The 18,378-nt window shown below is 61.7% G+C and carries 18 protein-coding genes and 1 riboswitch; of the genes, 12 read left to right on the top strand and 6 right to left on the bottom strand.

Features of this window, described 5'->3' with window-relative positions; translation table 11 throughout:
- Positions 1-23 precede the first annotated feature (23 nt).
- Together D7D26_RS01090 and D7D26_RS01085 are read right to left on the bottom strand one after the other, a co-directional pair.
- Positions 24-1,202, bottom strand: a complete 1,179-nt coding sequence (locus tag D7D26_RS01090) for a DUF819 family protein (protein ID WP_078015057.1) — start codon at positions 1,200-1,202, stop codon at positions 24-26.
- 80 nt (positions 1,203-1,282) lie between these two features.
- Positions 1,283-1,957, bottom strand: coding sequence for a class I SAM-dependent methyltransferase (locus D7D26_RS01085; protein WP_078015056.1), 675 nt, complete (start codon positions 1,955-1,957; stop codon positions 1,283-1,285).
- Between the two features lie 409 nt (positions 1,958-2,366).
- On the opposite strand from D7D26_RS01085, the gene D7D26_RS01080 reads away from it, so the two are divergent.
- The 3 genes from D7D26_RS01080 (at position 2,367) to D7D26_RS01070 (ending at position 5,978) form a co-directional block, all read left to right on the top strand.
- The gene (locus tag D7D26_RS01080; protein WP_120371682.1) at positions 2,367-3,146 is read left to right on the top strand and encodes a protein-ADP-ribose hydrolase; all 780 of its coding nucleotides are present in this window, start codon (positions 2,367-2,369) and stop codon (positions 3,144-3,146) included.
- Positions 3,091-4,038 carry an SIR2 family NAD-dependent protein deacylase gene (locus D7D26_RS01075; RefSeq protein WP_120371681.1) on the top strand — a complete coding sequence of 316 codons (948 nt, stop codon included), beginning with the start codon at positions 3,091-3,093 and terminating at the stop codon, positions 4,036-4,038. The genes D7D26_RS01080 and D7D26_RS01075 overlap by 56 nt, the downstream gene beginning before the upstream one ends.
- A gap of 434 nt (positions 4,039-4,472) precedes the next feature.
- Positions 4,473-5,978 (top strand): IMP dehydrogenase, encoded by a 1,506-nt coding sequence (locus tag D7D26_RS01070; protein WP_078015054.1) that lies wholly within the window; start codon positions 4,473-4,475, stop codon positions 5,976-5,978.
- A 181-nt stretch (positions 5,979-6,159) separates the two neighbouring features.
- Here the strand turns inward: D7D26_RS01070 and D7D26_RS01065 are convergent, their stop codons facing one another.
- Positions 6,160-6,951 (bottom strand): M15 family metallopeptidase, encoded by a 792-nt coding sequence (locus tag D7D26_RS01065; RefSeq protein ID WP_078015053.1) that lies wholly within the window; start codon positions 6,949-6,951, stop codon positions 6,160-6,162.
- 368 nt (positions 6,952-7,319) lie between these two features.
- On the opposite strand from D7D26_RS01065, the gene feoB reads away from it, so the two are divergent.
- The 3 genes from feoB to D7D26_RS01050 all read left to right on the top strand — a co-directional run bounded on the left by feoB (position 7,320) and on the right by D7D26_RS01050 (position 10,619).
- On the top strand, positions 7,320-9,677 hold the full coding sequence (gene feoB, locus D7D26_RS01060; RefSeq protein ID WP_078015052.1) for a ferrous iron transport protein B: 2,358 nt from the start codon (positions 7,320-7,322) through the stop codon (positions 9,675-9,677).
- Positions 9,677-9,823: a FeoB-associated Cys-rich membrane protein gene (locus D7D26_RS01055; RefSeq protein ID WP_143521659.1), complete on the top strand. Its 147-nt coding sequence runs from the start codon at positions 9,677-9,679 to the stop codon at positions 9,821-9,823. Before feoB ends, D7D26_RS01055 begins: the two co-directional genes overlap by 1 nt.
- Before the next feature lie 82 nt (positions 9,824-9,905).
- A complete protein-coding gene (locus tag D7D26_RS01050; RefSeq protein WP_078015051.1) occupies positions 9,906-10,619 on the top strand; it encodes a dihydrofolate reductase family protein in 714 nt (237 codons plus the stop codon).
- Between the two features lie 202 nt (positions 10,620-10,821).
- Here D7D26_RS01050 and D7D26_RS01045 read toward each other — a convergent pair whose 3' ends face one another.
- A complete protein-coding gene (locus tag D7D26_RS01045; RefSeq protein WP_078015050.1) occupies positions 10,822-11,931 on the bottom strand; it encodes an alanine racemase in 1,110 nt (369 codons plus the stop codon).
- Positions 11,932-12,034: 103 nt separating this feature from the next.
- Here D7D26_RS01045 and D7D26_RS01040 point away from each other — a divergent pair, with 103 nt between their 5' ends.
- Entirely contained in the window at positions 12,035-12,328 is a 294-nt protein-coding gene (locus D7D26_RS01040; protein ID WP_078015049.1) for a DUF4491 family protein, read from the top strand.
- 95 nt (positions 12,329-12,423) lie between these two features.
- Here D7D26_RS01040 and D7D26_RS01035 read toward each other — a convergent pair whose 3' ends face one another.
- Positions 12,424-13,887, bottom strand: coding sequence for a sodium-dependent transporter (locus tag D7D26_RS01035; protein ID WP_233543420.1), 1,464 nt, complete (start codon positions 13,885-13,887; stop codon positions 12,424-12,426).
- A gap of 435 nt (positions 13,888-14,322) precedes the next feature.
- Positions 14,323-14,919 (bottom strand): folate family ECF transporter S component, encoded by a 597-nt coding sequence (locus tag D7D26_RS01030; protein ID WP_078015047.1) that lies wholly within the window; start codon positions 14,917-14,919, stop codon positions 14,323-14,325.
- Between the two features lie 65 nt (positions 14,920-14,984).
- Positions 14,985-15,087, bottom strand: a riboswitch (THF riboswitch).
- A 144-nt stretch (positions 15,088-15,231) separates the two neighbouring features.
- Here D7D26_RS01030 and D7D26_RS01025 point away from each other — a divergent pair.
- The 5 genes from D7D26_RS01025 to D7D26_RS01005 are packed head-to-tail and all read left to right on the top strand — an operon-like array spanning position 15,232 to position 18,181.
- A complete protein-coding gene (locus D7D26_RS01025) occupies positions 15,232-16,260 on the top strand; it encodes an FAD:protein FMN transferase (protein ID WP_078015046.1) in 1,029 nt (342 codons plus the stop codon).
- Positions 16,257-16,616, top strand: coding sequence for a NusG domain II-containing protein (locus tag D7D26_RS01020; RefSeq protein ID WP_078015045.1), 360 nt, complete (start codon positions 16,257-16,259; stop codon positions 16,614-16,616). The genes D7D26_RS01025 and D7D26_RS01020 overlap by 4 nt, the downstream gene beginning before the upstream one ends.
- A gap of 9 nt (positions 16,617-16,625) precedes the next feature.
- Positions 16,626-17,156 carry a Gx transporter family protein gene (locus D7D26_RS01015; protein ID WP_078015044.1) on the top strand — a complete coding sequence of 177 codons (531 nt, stop codon included), beginning with the start codon at positions 16,626-16,628 and terminating at the stop codon, positions 17,154-17,156.
- A 39-nt stretch (positions 17,157-17,195) separates the two neighbouring features.
- The gene (locus D7D26_RS01010; protein WP_078015043.1) at positions 17,196-17,891 is read left to right on the top strand and encodes a DUF4405 domain-containing protein; all 696 of its coding nucleotides are present in this window, start codon (positions 17,196-17,198) and stop codon (positions 17,889-17,891) included.
- Entirely contained in the window at positions 17,888-18,181 is a 294-nt protein-coding gene (locus D7D26_RS01005) for a DUF4491 family protein (protein WP_078015042.1), read from the top strand. Before D7D26_RS01010 ends, D7D26_RS01005 begins: the two co-directional genes overlap by 4 nt.
- The last annotated feature ends 197 nt before the right edge of the window (positions 18,182-18,378 follow it).

Raw genomic sequence — 18,378 nt, 5'->3', positions numbered from 1 at the left:
GGCTGCGCCGTTTTTCGTTGTTATCACGCGAACATTTTCATCAGATACGCGGCCGCAAAGCCGAGAATGTTGCCCGCCGCGGCGCCGATCACGCCCATGACCACGCCGATAGCGGTATAGCCGGGATTGTAGGCTGCCGCCACGATCGGGGCCGAGGCCGCGCCGCCGATGTTGGCCAGCGACGCCGTGGAGACCATGCACAGGTCGAAGTGGAACAGCTTCGAGAAGATCACCATGGCGACGATGTGGACGATGAACACGAACAGCCCGGCCATCAGCCACATCGGCGCGTCGAGCAGTTCGTTCAGTCCGGCGCGGGAAGCCAACAGCGAGATGACGGCGTAAAGGTACATCGTCGACAGCGCGTCGGCGCCGGCGATGCGCCCGATCGGCGACAGCGCCGCGAGCAGGCCGAGCGCCGTGACGATCAGCATCGTGCAGGTGGAGCCGTTGAACACATCCTTGAGCATGCCGGGCATCAGGCCGGCCACGTACTTGCCCGCCACCTGCGACAGCGCCGAAACCATCAGCGACAGGCCGAGCAGGATGGTGAGCGTGGCGCCGCTCATCTTCGCCGTGCCTTCCTCGGCGGCCTTCTGAGCGTCTTCCGCCTCTTCGAACGTCACCGTGCGCGCGTTGCAGAAACGGTTCCACGCCTTCTCGAGCGGCACCGCCATCAGCAGCAGCGCGATCCAGACCGAGTAATAGATCGTGTCGACGATCAGCGCGCAGGCGTAATCGCCCTCCGGCACCTCCAGCGCGCCCTGCAGCGCCGCCATGTTGGCCGAGCCGCCGATCCACGAGGCGCACAGAGCGCCCATGGCGCGCCAGGATTCGGCGCCGATCCTGCTCTTGAACATCACGTACGCCGCCACAAAGCCGGCCATGATCGTAAAGGCGCAGCAGAAGAAGATCGCCAGCATGCGCGGCCCGATCTTGACCATCTTGCGGATGTCGCAGCGCAGCAGCATCACGAAGATCATGCCGTACAGCAGATTGTTCTTCACCGCCGAATAGGCCGGCGCCGTGGCCTTCATGTCCCACAGGCCGACCGTGCAGAAGAGCATGTTGAACAGATAGACCATGACGATCGGCGGCACGAAATCGAAGATTTTCCAGTTGGTCGCTTTCTGGCACCACACGAGCAGTCCGGCGAAGAACACGAGGAACGCCACATAGGTAAATCCGCTGGTAATCAACATTTTTCTTCCCCCTTATTAAATAAAAATCTCATGTCATAGACGACGGCAAAACAAAGACGCCCGCTTCCGCCGCCGCAGTTTTATGACGTCTTGTGAATTATCAGAAAAACGCTGGAATCGTCCACTTCCGTCACCTGATAGGGGAAGCCGGAAGCCGCTCCGATCCTCTCAAAATCATCGGGCGTGTGAGTCACCGCTTTGAACCCGTCCGCGCAAACGATAACGCCGTCTTTCGTCCTTTCGGGATCGATCGCTCCCAGCAGTCCTTTGGAAGCCTGCTCCTCAAACCATTTCAGGCGGAAATCCCAGAACTTCGCGCTGTAGCTGCTGAAATAGGCCGCGCCTCCGGGAGCCAGCAAACCGATGATATCCTTAATGACCCTATCGTCGGCTCTCATCGCGGAAAGGCCGTTCTGCAAACAGAGCACGACGTCGAACTGACGGTCGAAACTCATGTCGTGTACGTCCATCACCACCATGTCCGCATTGGGGAAATCCTTCACGTACCGTTTTCCCAATTTGACGTTCTCTTCCGAGATATCCATACCGACGATAGAGGCGCAGCAAGGAGCAAGCTCTTTTACAATTCGCCCATACCCGGCGCCGAGCTCCAGAACGCGCTCGCGCCCGGACAGCCGCGTTCTGACAAACTCGATCTCCGCTTCAAGATATTGCTTTATCCGCGGGAGAGAGGTCTCATATACCTGATACAATTTCTGAGAATTGAGGTTCTCGGCATAGTAATTCTTTTTCATCGGTCCTCCCTTTCCAGATCCTCCCCATGCGGTCATCCGTTCCACTTCACGCCGGGGACGCGCGAGGCGGCTCCGCGCCGCGGGGTTTTGTCCGCTTGCCATGGCTTCAATGATTATATCTTTTCAAAGGCAAGAGCGCAATAAACAAAAACGCGACGCCCGGCGCGGAAGCCTCCGTTACCAAGAGGTGACCCGGACACTGTATTGTGCCTTCTTCCGCTCGGAAACGTCCCGCGGTTAAAATAGCGCCGTCGGGAGCGAACGGCCGTGTCTTTTTCGGCGGCACGGCGGCAATTCATCAGATAAAGTCAATCCCCTGACACTTTTTCGAGCGCCGTTTTCGGACAAAAGAACGCGGCGGCGCTACAATGGACATATGATTCGTACAAATGGAAAGGAAGGTGCCGTCATGAACCAGTCGGAACGCTGCCTGTGGCTCATCGAAAAGCTGCTCGCCGAAAAACCGTCGCAATATGCCGACGTAAAAATCCCCGCCGCGCCCGAGGAACGGAAACGAATGCTGCGCGCGCTGATGAACGTGCGTCAGCCGGCCCCCGTTGCCGAGGAATTTCTGCGGATCCAAGACGAATATCTGCAGGAGGAGACGCGGCTGAAAGGCGTGGTCACGATCGCGTCGCTCTCCCCCGCCGAGCCGGGGATCTTCCTGTGGCAGGGCGACATCACGCGGCTGGCCGCCGACGCCATCGTCAACGCCGCCAACGGCTCGCTGCTGGGCTGTTTCGTCCCTTGTCACGGCTGCATCGACAACGCCATCCATTCGGCGGCGGGCGTACAGCTGCGGAACGAATGCGCGGCGCTTATGGAGCGGCGGGGCGGCAATGAGCCGCCGGGACGCGCGCAGATCACCGGCGCGTACAATCTGCCCTGCCGCTTCGTGCTCCACACCGTCGGCCCGATCGTCGGCGGCGCGGTCACGGACGAGGATCGCCGGCTGCTGGCGTCGTGCTACCGTTCCTGCCTGGAGCTGGCGGCGGAAAGGAACCTGCGCTCGGTCGCGTTCTGCTGCGTCTCCACCGGCGAGTTCCGCTTCCCCAACGAGGAAGCGGCGGCTATCGCCGTCGCCGCGGTCAAAGGTTTTCTTGCCGAGCACAAAGGGATGGAGGTCGTCTTCGATGTCTTCAAAGAACTGGATCGAAAAATATATTCCCGTCTCCTCGGCGCCCGCTGAAGTCCCCCGCGAGGGAATCCCAAAGCTGCGCGCGGCGCTGCGCGACTGCCCGACGGTGGTGATCGGCGCGGGCGCGGGGCTTTCCGCGGCGGCGGGCTTCGACTACGAGGGCGAGCGGTTCCGCAAATACTTCGGCGACTTTGCGGCGCGCTGCGGCTTTTCCGACATGTACTCGGGCGGTTTTTACCGTTACGAGACGCTCGAAGAGCAGTGGGCGTTCTGGAGCCGCTTCATCTACGTCAACCGCTATATGGACGCGCCCAAGCCGACGTATCGCCGCCTGCGCGCGCTGCTGCGCGACAAGGATTATTTCGTCGTCACCACCAACGTCGATCACTGCTTCCAGAAAGCGCGCTTCGACAAGGAACGGCTGTTTTACACGCAGGGCGATTACGGCCTCTGGCAGTGCTCCACGCCGTGCCACCGGCTCACCTACGACAACCGGGAGACGGTGCGGCAAATGGTGCTGGCGCAGGGTTTCGCCATCGACGCCGGCGGCCGGCTCGAACCGCCTTCGCATGAGAAGCCGAGAATGCGCGTGCCTTCGAAGCTGATCCCGCTCTGCCCGAAATGCGGCAAGCCGATGGCCATGAACCTGCGCTCCGACGACGCGTTCGTCGAAGACGAAGGCTGGCGCGCGGCGGCGCGGCGCTACGAGGAATTCCTGAAAAAACACGAAACGGGAAAAGTGCTTTACCTCGAGCTCGGCGTCGGCTCCAACACGCCGGGCATCATCAAGTACCCGTTCCAGATCCGCACGCTCCGGAACCCCGACGCCGTGTACGCGCTCGTCAACGAGCGGCCGCAGAGCGTCCCCGAGGAGATCCGCGCCCGCTCCATCGCCGTGACCGCCGACATCGGCGCCGCGCTCGAAGCGCTCCGTGGAGCTTGAACGGCAGGGTAAAAAACATCACGGAAGACACGAAGAAAAGCATATGATCGGCGATGTTCCACGTGGAACATTCCATACGCAAAAAGCCTGGCGATCAAGCGACCGTCAGGCTTTTTGCGCGCCTTCGCCTTGTTTTCCCCGCGTTCCGCGGCGGATCCTGTCCCGTGGTCCGGGCCCCTTCAAAAAATGCCGCCCGAGCGCGCTCAACTTGCATATTTCTGGTAGAATGTAAAAAATAAGCAAAGTCCTTTCGCCCGGGGCCGCGCAGCAGAATTTTCGCGGGCCCGGGACCGGTCGGTTTTCGTCGCGACGGCGTCCCGTTTTTTTGAAAACGGCGGTTGCAAAAAAATACCGATGCGTTTATACTGCGGCATAATTTCCACTCGGCACGGGAACACCCGGCGAGCGAATTCCCATCTTTCAGGAGGTTTAGAATGGCAACCTACATCAACGAACCGGCGCATACTTTCAACGAATATCTTCTGATCCCCGGCTACTCGTCCAGCGAATGCCGGCCGGAAAACGTCTCGCTGCACACCCCGCTGGTCAAGTTCAAAAAGGGCGAATCTCCCGCCATCGAGCTCTCCATCCCCATGGTCTCCGCCATCATGCAGTCCGTTTCCAACGACACCATGGGCATCGCCCTCGCCAAAGCCGGCGGCGTGTCCTTCATCTACGGCTCGCAGTCCATCGAGAGCGAAGCCGCCATGGTCGCCAAAGTCAAAAGCCACAAAGCCGGCTTCGTCCCCAGCGACTCCAATATCCGCCCCGACGCCACGCTGGCCGACATCCTCGCCCTGAAAGAGAAGACCGGACATTCCACCGTCGCCGTCACCGACGACGGCACCGCCAACGGCAAACTCGTGGGCATCGTTTCCAGCCGCGATTACCGCGTCAGCCGCATGGACCCCGCCGACAAAGTGTCCGGCTTCATGACCCCTCTCGCCCGCCTCATCACCGCCCCCGACGGCACCTCGCTGAGCGAGGCCAACGACATCATCTGGGACAAAAAACTCAACTCGCTGCCCATCGTCGCCAAGGACGGCCGCCTCACCGCCTTCGTGTTCCGCAAGGACTACTCCGAGCACAAGGAGAACCCCAACGAACTGCTCGACGACCACAAGCGCTACGTCGTCGGCGCGGGCATCAACTCCCGCGACTACAAGGAGCGCGTGCCGGCGCTGGTCAAGGCCGGAGCCGACGTGCTCTGCATCGACTCGTCCGAAGGTTTTTCCGAGTGGCAGAAACTGACGCTGGAATGGATCCGCAAAGAGTACGGCGACACCGTCAAGGTCGGCGCCGGCAACGTCGTCGACCGAGAAGGCTTCCTCTTCCTCGCCGAGTGCGGCGCCGATTTCGTCAAAGTCGGCATCGGCGGCGGCTCCATCTGCATCACCCGCGAGACCAAGGGCATCGGCCGCGGCCAGGCCACGTCCGTCATCGAAGTCTGCCAGGCCCGTGACGAATATTACCGCAAGACCGGCGTCTACATCCCCGTCTGCTCCGACGGCGGCATCGTCTACGACCACCACATCACGCTCGCCCTCGCCATGGGCGCCGATTTCGTCATGCTCGGCCGCTACTTCGCCCGCTTCGACGAAAGTCCCTCGGAAAAACTGCTCGTCGGCGGCACCTTCGTCAAGGAATACTGGGGCGAAGGCTCCAACCGCGCCCGCAACTGGCAGCGCTACGACCTCGGCGGCGCCGGCAAGCTCTCCTTCGAGGAAGGCGTGGACAGCTACGTGCCCTACGCCGGCCCGCTCAAGGAGAACGTGGAGCGCACCTGCCTGAAGATCAAGTCCACGATGTGCAACTGCGGCGCCGTCACCATCGCCGAGCTCCAGAAAAAAGCCAAGCTCACCCTCGTCAGCGCCACCAGCATCGTCGAAGGCGGCGCGCACGACGTGATCCGCAAGGAGAAGACCGCCACGGAAAAATAGCTTCAACGGAAAACGCCCGCGCAAACGACTCATACTATTTCTCAATTAAAATGCCGAATACAGAGGCGCTGCGGACGAAATTCACAAAAACTATGCTGATACTTTCATCAAGAATCAGTATGACAATGAAACGGCAAGCCGCCGCGCGGGGATCTTAAAATTCCCGCACGGCGGCTCGTTTTCATTTTTCGGGGATTTCTTCCGGCTCCTTCACGTTTTCATCGCGCTCCCCCGCCGACGCGTCCGACGCTGATCCGCCGCGCAGGCTTTCGGCGCTGACGGGGAAGTCGAAGGCGGTCGTCGGGCAGGGTTCGTCTTTCAGCGTGAAGTGCCACCACTCGCCGGAAATGGCGCGGAAGCCGCGCTTCGTCATGGCGTCGCGCAGCAGGCGGCGGTTGGCGCGCTGCCGCTTCGTCAGCGCCGGCGTGCCGTCGAAGCGCGAGATCTCGCCGAAGAAGTCGAACGGGCTGCCCATATCGGCATCGCGCCCGGAGCTCATCTCGAACAGCGTCACGTCGACGGTGCTGCCGCGGCAGTGCGCGGATCGGGCGCTGACGTAGCCTTTTTCGAAGATCTGGCTCTTGTCCAGCGCCGGATAGAACCAAGGCTTCATCGAGTCGTCTCCGGCGTCCCGAGCCCAGCGCACGAAATGGTCGACGGCGCGCTGGGGGCGGTAAGCGTCGTAGATCTTGAGCCGGTAACCTTGACGGATCAGGTCGTCGCTGACGTTTTTCAGCGCCTCGGCGGCCTCGCGGGTGAGCAGCGCGCAGGGCTGCTCGTAGCCGTCGATGCGGCGCCCCACGAAGTTGAAGGTCGTGGCGTAGCGGATCTCCTGGATCACGTCGGGAACGGCCTCGGCCACCAGCACAAAGCCGGAAGCGTCCCGCGACGGTTCGGCGGCCGCCGGACATCCCGGGACGAACGCCAGCAGCACGATGCAGCACAGCGCGACGGCGCGTCTTTTCATGTTCATGGTGTATCGCCTTCCTTTCCTCGCTCGGCGCCGTATCACGGCGCCGAGCTTTATTATACCGCGGCCGGAAAGCCGCGTCGGACGGCCGGAGAAACATCACAAAATGAGAATAAAGAGATTGATTATTCCTGACTTTATATTCACGACGGCAGAACCGTCCGCAGACTGAGGGAATTCCGTCCGCGTCCTCGCGTCTCCCCTCCCCTGCGAACGCCGTCCGATCATTTTTTTCGCCGCCGTTGGACGTCCGCCCTCCGCCCTTGTAAATCGTTGCCGATACCATATAATAAGCGGCAAACGGAATCCCCTCGAAAGGATCGAACGCCGTGAGGGGATTTTTCTTTAATAGGGGGCAGGGGGAATCTTTCATGACCTTGGACGAACTGAAAATCGGCCAGTCGGCGGTCGTCGTTTCCGTGGGCGGCGCGGGGGCGCTGCGCCAGCATTTTCTCGACATGGGGGTTATTCCCGGCGCGCGGGTGAGCGTCACCCAGTTCGCGCCCATGGGCGACCCAATGGAACTGATGATCCACGATTACGAGCTCACGCTTCGTCTCGCCGACGCGGCGCGGATCCAGATCCGCGGGCTGACCGAAGCGGAACGGAACGGCGGCGAAACGCCCGCGCCCGGCCGCAAAGAGCCGGAGCACCCCGGCCTTGGCGAAGGCGGACGCTATCACGCGAAGGCCGACGAACACCCGCTGTCCGAGGGCGCAGCGCTGACTTTTGCGTTGGCCGGCAACCAGAACAGCGGCAAGACGACGCTGTTCAACCGGCTCACGGGAGCCAACCAGCACGTGGGCAATTTTCCCGGCGTCACGGTCGACCGCAAGGACGGCGTGATCAAAGGGCATCCTGGCACGCGGGTCACGGATCTGCCGGGCATTTACTCGCTCTCCCCCTATTCCAGCGAAGAGATCGTCTCGCGCCGCTTTATCCTTGACGAACACCCCGCCGGCATCATCAATATCGTCGACGCCACCAGCATCGAACGCAGTCTGTATCTGACCATGCAGCTGCTGGAGCTGAACGTGCCCATGGTGCTGGCGCTGAACATGATGGACGAGGTGCGCGGCAACGGCGGTTCGATCCGTATCAACGAACTCGAGGCGGAATTGGGCATTCCCGTGGTGCCGATCTCGGCGTCCAAAGGCGAGGGACTCCGCGAACTGGTGGATCACGCCGTGCACGTGGCGAAGTATCAGGAGCGCCCCGGCCGTCAGGACTTCTGCGACCGCAACGAAGACGGCGGCGCCGTGCACCGCTGCATCCACGGCATTATGCATCTGATCGAGGATCACGCCCGCGACGCGGGCCTCCCCGTGCGTTTCGCCGCCAGCAAGCTGATCGAAGGCGACCGGTTCGTGCTGGAAGCGCTGCATCTGACGGAGAACGAGAAGGAGATGCTCGAGCGCATCGTCGCGCAGATGGAACGGGAGCGCGGCCTCGACCGCGCCGCCGCCATCGCCGACATGCGCTTTGACTTTATCCGCAAGCTCTGCCGGCGCACGGTCGTGAAGCCGCGGCAGAGCAAAGAGCGCGAGCGCAGCCGCCGCATCGACCGCCTTCTGACCGGGCGCTTCACGGCCATTCCCGCTTTCGCCGCCATCATGGGCACCGTGTTCTGGCTGACGTTCAACGTCGTCGGCGCCTGGCTGCAGGACTTTCTCGAACAGGGCATCGGCGCGCTGACCGCAGAGGTCTCAGCGCTGCTGGCGTCGCTGGATGTCAATCCGGCCGTTCGCTCGCTGGTGGTCGACGGCGTTTTCGGCGGCGTGGGCAGCGTCGTCAGTTTCGTGCCGATCATCGTCGTGCTGTTTTTCTTCCTGTCCATGCTGGAGGACAGCGGTTACATGGCGCGCGTGGCGTTTGTCATGGATCATCTGCTGCGCCGCATCGGCCTGTCGGGACGCAGCATCGTGCCGATGCTGATCGGCTTCGGCTGCACGGTGCCGGCCGTCATGGCCAGCCGCACGCTGCCGTCGGAGCGCGACCGGCGCATGACCGTCATGCTGACGCCGTTCATGAGCTGTTCGGCCAAGCTGCCGATCTACGGTTTCTTCACGGCGGCGTTCTTCCCGCGGCACAGCGGCCTGATCATGATCGGGCTGTACGCGCTCGGCATCGTCATCGCCGTCCTCGCCGCTCTGCTGAGCAAGAACACGGTCTTCAAGGGCGAGGCGGTGCCCTTCGTGCTGGAGCTGCCCAACTACCGCCTGCCCGCTCTGAAGAACGTGCTGCGGCTGATGTGGGACAAAGCGAAGGACTTCCTGCAGCGCGCTTTCACGATCATCTTCATGGCCACGATCGCGATCTGGTTCCTGCAAACGTTCGACTTTCATCTGAACGCGGTCGCCGATTCGCAGGACAGCATGCTCGCCTCCGTCTCCGGCTTCGTCGCGCCGCTGTTCGCGCCGCTGGGCTTCGGCGACTGGCGCGTGTCCGCGGCGCTGGTGACGGGCTTCATCGCCAAGGAGAGCGTCGTCGCCACGCTGACGGTCATGCTCGGCAGCACGGAGCGTCTGCTGGCGCTGATCTCGCCGCTCTCGGCCGCGGCGCTGCTGGTGTTCTGCCTGCTTTATACGCCCTGCGTGGCCGCCGTCGCCGCGATCAGGCGCGAACTGGGCGGACGCTGGGCAGCCGGCATCGTCGTCGGCCAGTGCGCCGCGGCGTGGCTGTGCGCTTACGCCGTCAGGCTGGCCGGCGCGCTGCTGGGGTGGGCGTGATGAACGCCGCCAGCTGGCTGACGCTCGGCGTTATCGGCGCCGCCGTCTTCCTTGCCCTGCGAACCCGGCGGCGTTCCGGCGATTGCGGCAGCTGCCGCGGTTGCGACGGCTGCCGGCCGCAGGACAAAAAACGGCCGGAGCGATAAAAAAACATCCTTCGGCGGCAAGGTATCGGCTATAATCGAACCGCTTCAGGTTTGAACATCTTCGGCAAAGGAGCTGTTATTGATGAAAGACCGGGCAAAAGTGATCTGCCACATGATGACGACCATCGACGGCAAGATCGACGTCGAGTTCGAGCCGAGCGCCGACTACGACAAGGTCGGCGATGAATACGACCGCCTGCTGCTCAGCTACGGCCAGGCTTACGGGCTGGGACGCACGACCTGCCAGAGCGGGCTTGAAGTCGATCTTTCCAAGACTGAAGTCGACCTTTCCAAGTACAAAGGCGTGCCGGTGACGTACGAGGACACGGCGTACCGCTATCCCGAGGGCACGATCATCTGCGTCGCCTTCGACCGTTGGGGTAAGCTGAGGTGGCCGAGCAACGTCATGGACTACGCCGGGCGCCGCATGCCCATCGTCGAGGTGATCACCGAAAAATGCGCGCCCGAGTTCCTCGCCTATCTGAACGATCTGCAGATGCCCTACATCGTCGCCGGCAAAGACGATCTCGACCTCGAACTGTTTTTGCAAAAGATCAAGTCGCTCTGCGGCGTCGAAACGTTCGTCATCGGCGGCGGTTCGCAGATCAACGGCGAGTTCATCCGCCGCGGGCTCGCCGACGAGATCAGCATCGTCGTCGCTCCCGCCGTGGACGGCACGCGCGGCGCCCTGACCATGGCCGGCACGGACGACCTGACGGGATTCCCGCAATATTACCATCTCAAGGACGTGCAGAAACTCCCCTGCGACGGCCTGCTGATCCGCTGGAGCAAATAAACGGAGACTTTCCAAAAGACGAAAAAGCGTTCGCCGGTCGATGAGATTCGACTCATCGACCGGCGAATGTTTTCATTGTTCCACGTGGAACATTATCCTCAAGAAACAGTCTTCGATCCAGACTCTGACGCGCATCAGCGCCTCTTCATTTTTGCCGTTTCCAAAAAGACTTCTGCCGAAGAACGGCTCCGCCGCTCCGCTTCTATTGCAGTTTGCCGCGCGCGCTCACGGGCAGACGGTCGATCACCTCGTCGCCGCTGACCAGGTAGGCATATTCATACAGATTGCACACAGGACAAATGTGCACGGGGATGACGCGCACGCGGTCGCCGACGCGCACCTTTTCGCGGAACGCCGCGTCGTTGACGATGGCGTGTTCGTCGAAGACTTTGTCGATGTGCACGCCGGGATGCTCGAGCAGCGTGCCGTGTCCCGGCGTGGCGCAGACGCCTTCGCTGCGGAGCTGCATGGTCAGTCCCTTGGCGCCGACGTCGAGAATGACGCGCTCCGCCGTGGGGCGGCTGATCACGGTCGCCAGCACGGTGGCGGCGCAGCGCGCCAGCGTGCCGATGGCGTGCCCCTGCGAGGCGTCCATGAAGATGAACGTGCCGGGGCGCAGTTCGGTGATGCCGCCGAGGATCGGCACTTCGTTCATAAAAGTCGGCGTGGCCCCGTAACTGACGGTCTCGCAGGGCATGCCGGCCGCCGCGGCGAGGCGGGCGAAGCGCAGCGTGCGCTCCTGCGCGCCGACGGCGATACGGACCAGATCCTCGCGGTCTTTGGCGCCATAACTGTTGCCGTCGTGCGAAAAGATCCCCTTGAACCGCACCGCAGGACAGCGGCGGATCTCCTCCAGCAAAGCGGCGAAACCGCTTTCCTCGACGACGCCCGAGCGCCGCTCGCCCACTTCGATCTCGATCAGCACTTCGGCGGGACGGTCGGCGCCGGAGAAAACTTTTTGGATGCCGGGCAGCGTCTCGGGACTGTCGACGCCGAAGCCGACTTTCACGCCGCGCTGCGCCAGGGCGCGGATGCGCTCCCATTTCCGCGCGCCGACGATTTCGTTGGCGATGAAGATGTCGTCCAGCCCCGCGGCAGCCATGGCTTCGGCTTCGCCGACTTTGGCCACGGCGATGCCGCTCGCGCCCATTTCCACCTGCAGGCGCGCCACGGCGGGCATCTTGTGCGTTTTTGTGTGCGGGCGCAGCCTGACGCCGTGGCGGGCGGCGTAATCGAGCATGAACCGCATGTTGTCCCGCATGATCTCGCGATCGATCAGCAGCGACGGCGTATCGAGTGCGGCGATTTTCACGTTTTTCTCCTCCTTGGGGTGATACAATAATGACGTTTCCGCACGTAATCTACAAAAAATTCCGGCGTTTTTCAAGCGCCGAAAATCCACGGAGGTACGCGGCATGGAACTGAACTTGGCCGGCCCGGCGCTGGGCGCCGCCTCGCTGTTCATCATGGGAGCCTATTATCCCGTGGTGATCTGGGGCGAATACTGGTTTTCCGAGCGCGTCTGGCCGCTGTTTCTGATCGCCGGCGCGGCGCTGATCGGAGCTTCGCTGTTTCTCAGCGGCACGGGCTGTTATCTGGCTGCTTTTACGGGGGCCGTCAACCTCTGGGCCATCGCCGAGATCAAGGAACAGGCGCGACGCGTCCGCGACGGCAAATATCCGCGCAATCCCCGCCGCCGCTATGACTGAAAAAACGAAAAGGGCAGGGAAAGAAAAGGCCGGCATCGCGCTTGGAGTGCGCGATGCCGGTCCCCATATGAACCCGAACGTTTTTCGAAGATCCCCTAGATGAGCCCGAAGTCCTGCAGCTGAGCCAGAAGCACCACGACGAGGATAACGGGCACGATGACCTTGAAGCAGAGATCTACCAACCACTCAAAGCGGAGTTTCTTGCCAGGCGTGAGGGCCACTTCGTCGGCAATGACCTTCGTACCCACAACCCAGCCGAACATGACGCTCATGAGCAGAGAGCCGAGAGGCATCATCACGCCTTCGGAGAGCATATCGTAGAAGTCAAGCCAGCAGTCGAAGGCCACTGGAACCTTCGTGAGCCCCATCATCACGCCGGGGCTGTTCATCGCCGCGCCGCCGGCTACGTTGCTGCCCAGCCCGTCCAGCGCGACGGGGAAGCTCACGACAAAGAGCACCGCCGCGAGGACAATGGTCGTTGTGGCGCGCGCGGGGGCCTTCCCCTTGCGGATCTGACGGTCAAGCAAGTAGGCTACGCAGACTTCAAGCAGGGACATCGAGGAGGAAATGGCGGCCAGGAATACCAGGAAATAGAAGAGGAATCCCACAAAGGAACCGCTGAAGCCTCCCATACCGGTCACGAAGACCTCGTGCAGAGACACAAAGAGCAGCGAGGGGCCGCCGGCAGGGGCAAGGCCGAAGGCAAAGCACGCCGGCATGACGACCATACCGGCCAGGACCGCGATGATGGTGTCGGCCAGCGGGATGATGTACATCTCCCGGGAGAGATCCTGCTCCTTCGACAGGTAGGAACCGTAGGTGATCATGACTCCCATGCCGAGAGACAGAGAGAAGAACATCTGCCCTGCCGCCGTTTTCAAGACCTTGAAAAAGCCGATCTCAGGATCCGAGAATACCGCGAAGTTCGGCTTGAACATGAAGTCCAAACCCTTCTCAGCGCCTGGGAAGGTGTAGACGTAAGCGGCCAGCCCGACGAGAATGATGGCAAGGGCGGGAATGGCGTACTTGTTGAAGCGCTCGATGCCGCTTTCGACGCCGCTCATGACGACCACGATGTTGAGGACCTGGAAGATCGCCAGATAGAGGAGCATGTCGGAGCCGCTGCAGATGAACTCTCCGAAGTAAGCGCCGCTTTTGATGTTCGCGAAATTCGCGCCCCCCGAGAACATCGATTCGACGAAAGCGACCATGTACTTCAAGACCATGCCGCCCAAGACGTTGTAAAAAGCGAGAATGATAAACGGCGAAGCCACGCCCAGATATCCCACCCAGGCGAACTTCTTCGAGAGAGCCTGATAGGCCTCCACGGCGCCCTTACCGGTCTTGCGTCCCAGGGCCAACTCTCCAAGCATAATGACAACACCGACCAACAGGACCACTGCCAGGTACACGACCAGGAACGCCCCGCCGCCGCTTTTTCCCATCTTATAGGGGAACCCCCAGAGGTTGCCCAAGCCAACGGCAGAACCGATCGCCGCCATCAAGAAGCCGAACTTGGACTTCCACTGCCCTCTTGCAACATCCTTCTCACGTGACATTTTTCTCATCTCCCTTTTAAGAAATTACGGATGCCCTTTTTATACGGACAAATCCTACCATATTATACAAACTGAATATAAAAAAACCAACCATCCCCTTTTGATTATATTCAGAATAAAATACTTTAATTAATAACATTTCACATTAAGTTTATGCTGCACGTAAAACAGAAACGGTTCTATGTCTGCAACAAATTGAGAAGCGGCATAAACCATCAGCTCAAATCCCCGTTTTGATATTGAACCAAACACGTTTGTTTATGAATCTCGCTTTCAGCGCCGGATCAACGGAAAGAAGAATGAACAGGTCCACTGCCTCTTCTATCGGATCTCCCTCGCAGCACCCGGCAAACTATGTCGATACTTTCTATCAAGAATCAGAATGATAAAGCCTCCCCCAAAAAACAGGCCGGCCCCGCAGGGTCGGCCTGTTTTTTATGTGCGCCCCGAAAAACGCCCGCCGAAAAGCGGCAGGATCGCGCGCTCGACGGTTTTCAGCAGCAGATAGGTGACCAGCACGTCGCCGGGCAGGCAGATCAGGTTGGTCATGGCGCGCGCGGGGAAAATGGCCCACACGGCTTTTTTGTAGAGGATCACGAGCCACAGCGTGTTGCAGCCGAGGTTGACGATCAGCTTGACGAGCAGATGGGCGACGAACACGCGCGTCACCGTGAGCGGGCGGCGGTACAGCACCGTGCCGTAGATCACGCCGGCCAGAACGGCGCTGAGCGTGAAACCCGGAAAGTAAACGCCCTCGGGTTTGATCATGAACTTGATCACTTCCAGCGCGCCGGAGAACAAAGCCCCCGCGGCGGGGCCGAAGAGGTAGTCGACCACTTGGTTCGGGAAGCCCGACAGGCCGATCCTCAGATACGGCCCAAGGGAAATGGTGGCCACGGCGCGGAGGATCACGGCCAGCGCGCACATGACGCCGCAGAACGCCACCACGCGGATGGAACGGAACTCGCGCAGCGAAGCGAGCCAACGGTTTTCGCCAGCGCCCAACGAACGCGGATTGCCTGATGTCATCATACAAAAGCGCCTCCTTCGCAGTAATTTCCTCTTACTACATAAGGAGGCGGACTCGCCCGATATGCAGCAGCGGGATGCAAAACCCGACACCGCAAGCCCGGAAGGCTTTTCGTCCAGCTGTCAACTCCCCGTTCAGCCGGCACTTGACGCATCGGTTTTTACTCTGCTTTGAGATGCCTCTATTATAATCGCCGTTTTGGACAATGCAAGACTCTTTTCGGAAAACGGCCGGCGTGCTACCATAATCACGGAAGAAAATCGTCAGCTCCGGCTTTCCACGGGCGAGGACTGGCGCAAAAAGGCGGAAACGTCATGAAAAGAATTCTCAGTTTTGCGGCCGTCGCCCTGTTGGCGCTGGGGGGATGGATCGGCTGGAACCAATTCGCAAAAACTCGGAAACACAGCGTGAGCTTCTACGCCATGGACACGCCGATCACGCTGACGGCGTACGGGCCCCGCGGCAAGAGGGCGCTGTCGCTGGCCCGCGCGCGCGTCAAACAGATCGAAAGCGAGCTGTCCGTCACCGATCCGCGCAGCGACGTCGGCCGCCTCAACGCCGCCGGCGGCGCGCCGGTACAGGTCGGCGAAGACGCGGCAGCGCTGACGGCCTTCGCACTGCGCATGAACGCCCTGACGGACGGCGCGTTCGACCCCACGCTCTATCCCGCGCTGCGCGCCTGGGGCTTCACGACGGAGGAACGCCGCGTGCCCGAAGCCGCCGAATTGGCGGAACTGCTCAAACTCGCCGGCGCGGAGCGCGTCCACCTCTCTGGACGAACGCTGCGCCTCGACGAAGGCAGCATGCTCGACCTCGGCGCCGTCGGCAAAGGATTCGCCGGCGACGAAGCGTTGGCCGCCATGGCCGCCGCGGGCGTTGAATCGGCGCTGGTCAACCTGGGCGGCAACGTGCAGACGCTAGGGGTGCGCCCCGACGGCCAAAGATGGCGCATCGGCATCAAGTCCCCCGACGGCGGCCTGATCGGCGTGCTGCGCACGGCGGCGGAGGCCGTCGTCACTTCCGGCGGCTACGAACGTTTCTTCACCGGCCCCGACGGCCAGATCTACTGGCACATCCTCGATCCGCGCACGGGCGCCCCGGCGCGCAGCGGGGTGATCTCCGCCACGGCTGTCGGCCCCGAAGGCAGAATCTGCGACGCGATGTCCACAGCATACTTCGTCATGGGCGCGGAAAAAACCGCCGCGTTTTGGAAAGAACACGGCAGTCCCGGCTTCGTGCTGCTCGCCGAAGACGGCGAACTGTGGGTCAGCGAGGATCTGAACGCGCGCTTCGCCGTCGATCCCGCTTACGCGGACGCGAAAGTGACGGTGGTGCGGCGATGAAAAAATTCATCCCCGCCGCCCTGCTGCTCCTGATCGGCTGGTGCCTGTGGCGCTGGTTCGCGCCACCCGGCCGGATCGTCGAGATCGTGCAGCGCGGCAAAGTGATCGCCCGCCTCGACCTGAGCCGCGAAACGGGTTCGCGCACCATCGACATCCGCGCTCCCGGCGGCGGTTATAACCGCCTGCTCGTCGAACGAGGACGCGTCAAAGTGCTGTGCGCCGACTGTCCGGGGCAGGACTGCGTAAGAATGGGCTGGCTGCGCTCGGCCTCGCTACCGCTGATCTGCCTGCCGCACGGACTGACGGTGCGCTACGCGCCGCGCAGCGAGGGCGAGCTCGACAGTCTGTCGCAATAGGAGGGAAAGATGAACACGAAAAACTTCGCCCGACTGGCGCTGCTCACGGCGCTGTCGCTGATCCTCTTCGCCGCCGAGATGGCTCTGCCCGCGCCCATCCCCGTGCCCGGCGCCAAGCTGGGGCTGGCCAACGTCGTCACTGTCTGGGCGCTCTACCACTGCACCGCTCGCGAAACGTTGCTGGTGCTGCTGGCCCGCATTTTGCTCGGCGCGCTGCTCACCGGCAATGCGGCCGCACTGATCTTCAGCCTGTCGGGCGGAATGCTCTGTTTGGCCGGCACGCTGCCGCTGCGCCGCGTCATCCCGGAACGTCGCCTGTGGCTGTGCAGCGCCGCCGGCGGCGCGCTGCACAACGTCGGGCAGCTGGCGGCCGCCATTGCCGTGACGCAGACCGCGGGGCTGCTCTCCTACCTGCCGTTTCTGCTGGTCAGCGGCATCGTCTGCGGTTCGCTGACAGGGCAGATCGCCCAGCAGACCTCTGCGCGGCTGCGCTATTACCGTACGCGCGACCGCGACGATCTGCCGGCGCAGAATCTTTGACCGCAGATCTTCTGATTTATTCAAGGAGGAGAAAATTTCATGAACGCCAACGCGCTTACGCGCCTTGCCGTGGATTTCGCGATGACGGCGCTGATGGTCGCGCTGCTGGCCTATCAGGTCGTCGGCGACGTTGCCCACGAGGTCCTCGGCACCCTTATCGGCGTGCTTTTCATCGTTCACGCCGTCCTCAACCGGCACTGGTTCGCGCGCTTTCTCAGCGGGCGTTACACGCTTCTGCGCGTACTGCAAGACTTCGCGATCCTGCTGGTGCTGCTCGACGCCGCGGTGATCACGATCACGGGCGTGATGATCTCGGGGACGGTTTTCGCCTTCCTCGACATCACCCGCGGCGTCGGCGCGGCCCGTACGCTGCATCTGGCCGCGTCCTACTGGGGCATGGTGCTCATGAGCGTCCACATCGGCCTGCACTGGAGCATGGTCATAGGCATGACGCGCGCCGTCTTCGAGGTCAAGGGCCATCGCGGCGCGGCCGCTTGGCTGATGCGTTTCGGCGCGGCGGCGCTGGCCGTCTGCGGGGCACGCGCCTTCGGACGCATGAACGTGTGGGGATTCCTGACGCTGCGCAGCCAGTTCGCTTTCTTCGACGAAACGCAGAGCGATCTCGCGGTGTTGTTCAGCTATTTCTCCATCATGGCGCTGTTCATTTTCATTTCCTATTACGCGGGCAAGGGGCTGCGGGCGTTTCCGACGTCGCGGAAGGACGCCGCGCGGTGAATCTGAACTATGAGGGCGTCGTTCTCGCCGCCGCTTCGCTGCTGATCATCGCCGCCTACCATCCGCTCGTGATCAAGGCGGAATATTGGTTCGGGACGCGCGTCTGGCCGCTATTCGCCGTGGCCGGGCTGATCTGCCTGTCCGCTTCCGCCTGCCTGCGCGGCGTCGCCTCGCCTATCCTCGCCTTTCTCGGCGCCACCAATTTGTGGAGCGTCGTCGAGCTGAAAGCTCAGGCAAAACGCGTCAGAAAAGGCTGGTTCCCCAAAAATCCGCGGCGGAAATACGAATGAAAAACATGACTCTCGCACGAAAGAAGCGGGACGGCACGCTGAGATTGTCTCCGGCGCGCCGTCCCGCTTCTCTTTTTTGATGTTCTTCCAACTTGTTCCGCCAGACTGTGCGAGTAACGGCAGCCTTGAATGTATACTGTATATTAATCGATGGGAGAGCGTTCTTTTGATTGACAAGACTATAATCTGCTGATAGT

It is taken from the genome of Pyramidobacter sp. CG50-2 (assembly GCF_003612005.1).
In the GTDB taxonomy this organism is placed as follows: domain Bacteria; phylum Synergistota; class Synergistia; order Synergistales; family Dethiosulfovibrionaceae; genus Pyramidobacter.
Note: the sequence above shows the minus strand (reverse complement) of the source record. Positions and strands in the feature narration are given on the sequence as shown.

Coding starts and splice junctions, on each gene's coding strand:
- D7D26_RS01090 (WP_078015057.1), bottom strand. CDS start 1,202: ATGTTGATTACCAGCGGATTTACCTATGTGGCGTTCCTCGTGTTCTTC.
- D7D26_RS01085 (WP_078015056.1), bottom strand. CDS start 1,957: ATGAAAAAGAATTACTATGCCGAGAACCTCAATTCTCAGAAATTGTAT.
- D7D26_RS01080 (WP_120371682.1), top strand. CDS start 2,367: ATGAACCAGTCGGAACGCTGCCTGTGGCTCATCGAAAAGCTGCTCGCC.
- D7D26_RS01075 (WP_120371681.1), top strand. CDS start 3,091: ATGTCTTCAAAGAACTGGATCGAAAAATATATTCCCGTCTCCTCGGCG.
- D7D26_RS01070 (WP_078015054.1), top strand. CDS start 4,473: ATGGCAACCTACATCAACGAACCGGCGCATACTTTCAACGAATATCTT.
- D7D26_RS01065 (WP_078015053.1), bottom strand. CDS start 6,951: ATGAACATGAAAAGACGCGCCGTCGCGCTGTGCTGCATCGTGCTGCTG.
- feoB (WP_078015052.1), top strand. CDS start 7,320: ATGACCTTGGACGAACTGAAAATCGGCCAGTCGGCGGTCGTCGTTTCC.
- D7D26_RS01055 (WP_143521659.1), top strand. CDS start 9,677: ATGAACGCCGCCAGCTGGCTGACGCTCGGCGTTATCGGCGCCGCCGTC.
- D7D26_RS01050 (WP_078015051.1), top strand. CDS start 9,906: ATGAAAGACCGGGCAAAAGTGATCTGCCACATGATGACGACCATCGAC.
- D7D26_RS01040 (WP_078015049.1), top strand. CDS start 12,035: ATGGAACTGAACTTGGCCGGCCCGGCGCTGGGCGCCGCCTCGCTGTTC.
- D7D26_RS01035 (WP_233543420.1), bottom strand. CDS start 13,887: ATGTCACGTGAGAAGGATGTTGCAAGAGGGCAGTGGAAGTCCAAGTTC.
- D7D26_RS01030 (WP_078015047.1), bottom strand. CDS start 14,919: ATGATGACATCAGGCAATCCGCGTTCGTTGGGCGCTGGCGAAAACCGT.
- D7D26_RS01025 (WP_078015046.1), top strand. CDS start 15,232: ATGAAAAGAATTCTCAGTTTTGCGGCCGTCGCCCTGTTGGCGCTGGGG.
- D7D26_RS01020 (WP_078015045.1), top strand. CDS start 16,257: ATGAAAAAATTCATCCCCGCCGCCCTGCTGCTCCTGATCGGCTGGTGC.
- D7D26_RS01015 (WP_078015044.1), top strand. CDS start 16,626: ATGAACACGAAAAACTTCGCCCGACTGGCGCTGCTCACGGCGCTGTCG.
- D7D26_RS01010 (WP_078015043.1), top strand. CDS start 17,196: ATGAACGCCAACGCGCTTACGCGCCTTGCCGTGGATTTCGCGATGACG.